The sequence below is a fragment of the Streptomyces sp. NPDC000134 genome, assembly GCF_042899225.1.
GTDB lineage: Bacteria > Actinomycetota > Actinomycetes > Streptomycetales > Streptomycetaceae > Streptomyces.
In genome coordinates this window covers 133,992-140,374 of sequence record NZ_JBIAZN010000022.1, presented here as the reverse complement: position 1 = coordinate 140,374, position 6,383 = coordinate 133,992, and the positions used below count along the sequence as shown (strand labels likewise).

Here is a 6,383-nt window from a genome sequence, read left to right as displayed (position 1 = left end):
TACTGGGCCCACCACGCACGCGCCACCGTCCGCTACGCCGACGGCATCCAGACATTGGCCGACCACGGCGTCACCACGTATCTGGAACTCGGCCCCGACAGCACCCTCACCGCCCTGACCCGCGAAAACCTCGACCCCGACAGCGACACCACCCTCATCCCCGCACTACGCCGCGACCACGACGAAACCCGCACCCTCACCTCCGCACTCGCCCAACTCCACACCGCCGGCATCCCCTTCGACCTCACCGCCCTCCACGGCACCACCACCCCACCCCCCCTCACACCCGAACTGCCCACCTACCCCTTCCAACGCACCCACTACTGGCTCACCGGCGAAGACAGCCCCGGCACCGCCGGTGATGTGTCGGGCGCCGGGGTGGACGGCCTCGGGCATCCGCTGCTGGGCGCGGTGGTCGAAGTACCGGAGTCGGGTGAGGTGCTGTTCACCTCGCGCCTGTCGCTCGCCACGCACCCGTGGCTGGCCGACCACGTCGCGGCCGGAGCGGTACTGCTGCCCGGCGCGGCCTTCGTGGAACTGGCGTTGCGCGCCGGTGACGAGGTCGGCTGCGGCGCCGTCGAGGAGTTGGTGATGGAGGCTCCCATGGTCCTCACGGAGGGCACCGCCGCGCATCTGCGGGTCAGCGTCGCGGCTGACGACGGTACCGGCCGGCGCGCCGTGCGCGTGCACTCCCGTGCCGAGGACGCCGGGCTGGGAACGCCGTGGACGCGGCACGCCTCCGGCACGCTGCGTTCCGCGGACGCCCCGGACACGGCCGGGGCCACGGCCGCGTCGATGGCCGACCTGACGGTCTGGCCGCCGGCCGGGGCGGTGGCCGTGGACCCGGCGGACGTCGAGGGGCTGTACGACGGTCTGGAGCAGGCCGGGTACCGCTACGGGCCCGTGTTCCAGGGGCTGCGGGCGGCCTGGCGCGGTGACGGCGCCGTGTACGCGGAGGTGGCCCTCGCGGACGAGCAGCGTGACCTGGCGGCGGCGTTCGGGCTGCACCCCGCGCTCCTCGACGCCGCCATGCACACCCTGGCCTTCCACGAGCGTGACGAGTCCGAGCCACGGCTGGTACTGCCCTTCGCCTACCGTGACGTGACACTGCACGCGTCCGGTGCCTCGGTGTTGCGGGTCCGGGTGACCTTGAGCGGCACGCACACCATGTCCCTCGAACTGGCCGACGGTGCCGGTGCCCCGATCGCGTCGCTCGGGTCGGTGGTGTCCCGGCCGGTCGACCCCGGGCAGCTCATCGGGGCGGCGGACACCGCGGACCGGATGTTCCGCGTCGCCTGGGAGGAGGTGCCGGCCCGGGGCGGGTGCCTGGCCCTGCGCCCGGTGCCGGTGGCCGACGCCGGTGACGTGCACCGGCTGTCCGCCGCGCCCGAGACACCGGACACACTGCTGCTGGACCTCCGCGCCGCGGCAGCCGATGGGCGGGAGACGGCCGATGTGCGGGAGGTGACCGGACGGGCGCTGCGGGTGGCGCGGGCGTGGCTGGCCGAGCCGTCGCTGCTGTCCAGCCGGCTGGTCGTGGTGACGCGGGGCGCCGTCGCCGTCCGGGACGGCGAGCCGGCCGACCCGGCGGCGGCCGCGGTATGGGGCCTGATGGCGTCCGCGCAGGCGGAGAACCCGGGGCGGGTCCTCCTCCTCGACGCCGACACGGGTACCGGCACCGACCGGGGCACCGGAGCGCTCGCTCAGCTCCCTGCCGCCGACGAGCCGCAGTTGGCCCTGCGCGACGGCCGTTGGTTCACCCGGCGGCTCGTCCGGGCGGCGGCGGGTGCCGTGCCGGACGCCGGTCTGGGCGACGGCACCGTCCTCGTCACCGGCGGTACCGGTGCCCTGGGCGCGGTCGTGGCCCGGCACCTGGTGGCGGCGCACGGGGTGCGGAACCTGGTGCTGGCCGGGCGGCGCGGGGAGCGGGCCCCCGGTGCCGCCGGACTCGCGGCGGAACTGGCGGCGGCGGGGGCCCGGGTACGCGTCGTGGCGTGCGATGTCGCGGACCGGGACGCCGTGGCGGCGCTGCTGGGCGAGATGCCCGGCGACGCACCGCTGACCGCCGTGGTGCACGCGGCGGGTGTGCTGGACGACGGGGTGCTGACCGCCCTGACGCCGGAGCGGCTCGACACGGTGCTGCGGGCCAAGGCCGACGGCGCGCGTCATCTGGACGAGCTGACCCGGGAGTCCGGACTCGCCGCGTTCGTCATGTTCTCGTCCGCCGCCGGTGTCCTGGGCAACCCGGGGCAGGGCAATTACGCCGCCGCCAACGCCTACCTCGACGCTCTCGCGCACCGGCGCCGCGCCGCGGGCCTGCCCGCCGTGTCGCTGGCGTGGGGCATGTGGGAACAGGCCGCCGGGACCGGTATGGCCGGGCGGCTCGCGGCGGCCACCGGGCGGCCCGAGCGGCAGCGGACGGCGCGGGGCGGCGTCGCCGCGCTGGCACCCGCCGAGGGCATGCGGCTGTTCGACGCCGCGCTGCGCACCGGCCTGTCCGTGGTGGTGCCGATGAAACTGGACCTCGCCGCCCTGCGCGCCCAGGCCGCCGCCGGACCCGTCGCCCCGCCGATGCGGGCCCTGGTGCCCCCGGCACGACGGGCGCCGGCGGTCGCCGCCGAGGAGGAGCCGGTGTCCGCGCGACTGGCCGGTCTGGACGCGGAGGAGCGGGAGGGCGTGCTGCTCGGCCTGGTGCTACGGGAGGCCGGGCAGGTCCTCGGGCACACGGCGTCCGCGGCGGCCACCGCCCTCGACCCGGACCTGGTGTTCACCGAGATCGGCCTGGACTCCCTGACGGCGGTGGAACTCCGCGACCGCCTGGCCCGGCACACGGCGCTGCGGCTGCCGCCCAGCTTCGTCTTCGACCACCCGACCCTGCGGTTGCTGGCCCGGCAGTTGCGGGACGAACTGGGCGTTCCGAACGCGGACACGGACGCGACCCCATAGCGAGCGCTATGCGAGCGAGAAGCGAGCGAGAAGCGAGCGAGAAGCGAGCGAGAAGCGAGCGAGAAGCAAATGAGAAGCAAATGAGAAGCGAACGAGAGAGGGATCGCACATGTTCAGCACCGACGCCTACCTGGCTCGGCTGGGATTTGACCGGCCACCCGCGCCCACCCTGGTGAACCTGCGGCGGCTGCACCACAGTCACCTCACCTCCGTCCCCTACGACACCGCGCACACCCACCGGCTCAGCGCGGTGAACATGGCGGACATCGACGTCGACAAGGCGTTCGAGGCCATCGTGCCGACCGGCGCCGGCGGCATGTGCCTGGAGCTGAACACCCTGTTCGCCCGGCTCCTGCGCGAACTGGGCTACGACCTGGACGTGCTCAGCGGCGGCACCTACCTGCCCGGTGACACCTTCGCGCCCGACCCGGAGCACATGCTGATGCTCGTCCGGATCGACGGCGAGGAGTGGCTGGCCGACGTCGGACACGCCGGGCTCTGCTTCACCGAGCCGCTGCGTCTGGTGGAGGACGAGCCGCAGTGGCAGTACGGCTGCGCGTTCCGGCTGGTGCGACGGGACGGATTCCTCGTGCTCCAGGCCAGGACTCTGGGACACGACTGGCGTACCACCTACCGTTTCACCACCGAGCCCCGGACCTACGACGCCTGGGAGGGCGTCGGCGGCGGCAACGGGCCGGCCATCCTCGCCGCGATGCGCCGGCGCCGGCGTGCCACCGAGCGGGGACAGGTGTTCCTCACCAGCAACATGTTCACGACCGTCGAGGACGGCCACGAGCAGGTTTCCGTGCTCGTCGACCCCGCCCAGCGTGCCGAGGTGATCGCCACCTACTGGGAAGGCCGCGACTGACCCGTCCGCCGCCGTCACCCCCGTCTCCGTCCCCGTTCCCGGCCGACCGCCGGCAGAGGAAAGTGATGCCCCATGAAGTTCGGCCTGTTGTACGGTGCCCAGTTGCCCCGTCCCTGGACCGAGGACTCCGAATACCGGCTCTTCCACGACATGCTGGCGGAGATAGAGCTGGCCGACCGGCTGGGCTTCGACCATGTGTGGTGTCCCGAGCACCACTTCCTGGAGGAGTACTCGCACATGTCCGGGCCGGAGGTGTTCCTCGGCGCGGTCAGCCAGCGCACCAGCCGTATCCGGATCGGGCACGCCGTCGCCCTGATGCCGCCGGGTTTCAACCCGACCGCACGGATCGCCGAGCGGATCGCCACGCTGGACCTGTTGTCCCAGGGACGCGTGGAGTTCGGCACCGGTGAGTCCACCACCCCCACCGAGCTGGAGGGGTTCGGTGTGGAGCGTGCCGTCAAGCGGGACCAGTGGGCGGAGGCGGTGGACGCCGTGGCCCGCATGTTCGTGGAGGAGCCGTTCGCCGGGTACGAGGGCAAGTACGTCTCGGCGCCGGTCCGCAACGTGCTGCCCAAGACCCGGCAGAAGCCGCACCCGCCGATGTGGATGGCCTGCGGCAACCGGGATGCCATCCGGCTCGCCGCCGCCAAGGGGCTCGGCGCGCTCAACTTCTCCTTCTTCGGCCCGGCCGAGACCAAGAAGTGGGTCGACGCCTATTACGAGGGCATCGAGTCCGCGAGCTGCGTGCCCGCCGGGTTCGCGGTCAACGCGCAGGTCGCCGCGACCATCCCGATGTTCTGCCATCAGGACGAGGCGACAGCCGTGGAACGCGGCGCCGACGGTGTCCAGTTCTTCAACTTCGGACTCGGTTTCTACGCCGGTTTCGGTGCCGCCGCCCCTGGCCGGACCAGGCTGTGGGAGACGTTCCAGCGCGACCGCGACCGCTACGGCATGGGCCGTGCCGCCTTCGGCAAGCCCGGTATGCCGCTGGGCAACCCGGCGCGCGGCGCGGTGGGCACCCCGGAGCAGATCCGGCGGTTCCTGCGGCAGCACGAGGAGGCCGGCCTCGACCAGGCGATCTTCCTGGTGCAGGGCGGTGGGACCCGCCACGAGCACGTCTGCGAGTCGCTGGAGCTGTTCGCCCGCGAGGTGATGCCCGAGTTCAAGGAGCGGCACGAGCGGGCCGAACGGGCGAAGGCCGCCCGGCTGCGGCCCGCCCTCGACGCCGCCCTGGCCCGGCGCGAACCGCCCCGCACAGCCGATCCCGCCTACGTCGTCCCCGCCCGGAGCCCCGGCCCGGCCCCCTGACCAGCTCACCGACTCGCTCATCGACCCGTTCACTCACAAGGAGACCGCGTAACGCCATGGCTCAGACACCGGAAGAAGAGATGCGCGTCCTCGACCCGCAGAGCGTCGCCGGGGAACTGCGCAAGAACGGTCCGCCGCGGCGGATCGAGATGCACGGCACCGCCGCGTGGCTCGTGTCCCGGTTCGACGAGGTACGTGAGTGCCTCGCGCACCCCAGGATGAGCCCGGCCGCCGCCTACGCCGCCGCCCAGGGGCAGAAGACCCCGGTGAGCGGGCTGTTCGAGGACACGCTGATGGGCACCGACCCGCCCGAGCACACCCGGCTGCGCCGGCTGCTGGGCACGGCGTTCACCACGCGCCGGGTGGAGGCCCTGCGACCGCGCGTGCAGGAGATCACCGACGGTCTGCTGGACGCCGTCGCCGCCGACGGCCGGGCGGACCTGGTCTCCGCGCTGGCCGTCCCGCTGCCCATGCAGGTGATCTGCGAACTGCTCGGCGTGCCCATCGCCGACCGCACCGAGTTCCACCAGTGGGCCGACCTGATGCTGCTGCCGCCCTTCGACCCGGAGTCCGCCGCCCGCTCCGCCGACGCCTCCGCGAAACTGTGGACGTACGTGGAGAACCTGGCCGAGGAGCGGCGCGAGGACCCCAGGGAGGACCTGATCAGCGCGCTGGTGTCGGCGCACGACGACGACCGGCTCAGCCACCGCGAGGTGGTGTCCACCGCCCGCATGATGCTGATCGCCGGCTACGAACTGACCGGCAGCTTCATCAGCAACGCCGTCTTCTCGCTGCTGACCCGGCCGGACCAGCTCGACCTGCTGCGCGCGGACCCCGAGCTGGCCGGCCGGAACCTGGACGAGCTGCTGCGGCATGCCGGGCCCGGTGTCCTCGTCGTGCGCTTCGCCAACGAGGACGTCGAGATCGGTGGCGTCACGATAGCCGCGGGCGAGCAGGTGCTGCTGGACATGGACGCCGCCCACTCCGACCCCGCGCACGTCACCGACGGAGAGCGGCTGGACCTCGCACGGGGCAGCGTGATGCACCTCCAGTTCGGCCAGGGCGTGCACTACTGCATCGGCGCGCCGCTGGCCCGCGTGGAGGCGGGGACCGCGCTGGTCAGCCTGTTCCGGCGCTTCCCCGACCTGCGCCTGGGCGTGCCGGCCGCCGAGGTCGGCGCCAAGCCCAACCCGTTCATCCGCTCCCTGACGTCCCTGCCGGTGGAGTTCACTCCCCGGTGAGCACGGGCGGCGGCGGTGCG

The 6,383-nt window shown here is 73.2% G+C and carries 4 protein-coding genes; all 4 read left to right on the top strand.

Annotation, left to right across the window (positions count from 1 at the left end; all coding sequences use genetic code 11):
- Positions 1-2,946: type I polyketide synthase (locus ACFY32_RS28270; protein ID WP_390675640.1), on the top strand; the 2,946-nt coding region annotated here is incomplete at its 5' end.
- A gap of 109 nt (positions 2,947-3,055) precedes the next feature.
- Complete coding sequence (locus ACFY32_RS28265) at positions 3,056-3,814, top strand: arylamine N-acetyltransferase (RefSeq protein ID WP_359200871.1); 759 nt, start codon at positions 3,056-3,058, stop codon at positions 3,812-3,814.
- 72 nt (positions 3,815-3,886) lie between these two features.
- Positions 3,887-5,122 (top strand): LLM class flavin-dependent oxidoreductase, encoded by a 1,236-nt coding sequence (locus tag ACFY32_RS28260; protein ID WP_359200869.1) that lies wholly within the window; start codon positions 3,887-3,889, stop codon positions 5,120-5,122.
- Positions 5,123-5,178: 56 nt separating this feature from the next.
- On the top strand, positions 5,179-6,363 hold the full coding sequence (locus ACFY32_RS28255; RefSeq protein WP_359200867.1) for a cytochrome P450: 1,185 nt from the start codon (positions 5,179-5,181) through the stop codon (positions 6,361-6,363).
- Positions 6,364-6,383: the final 20 nt, after the last annotated feature.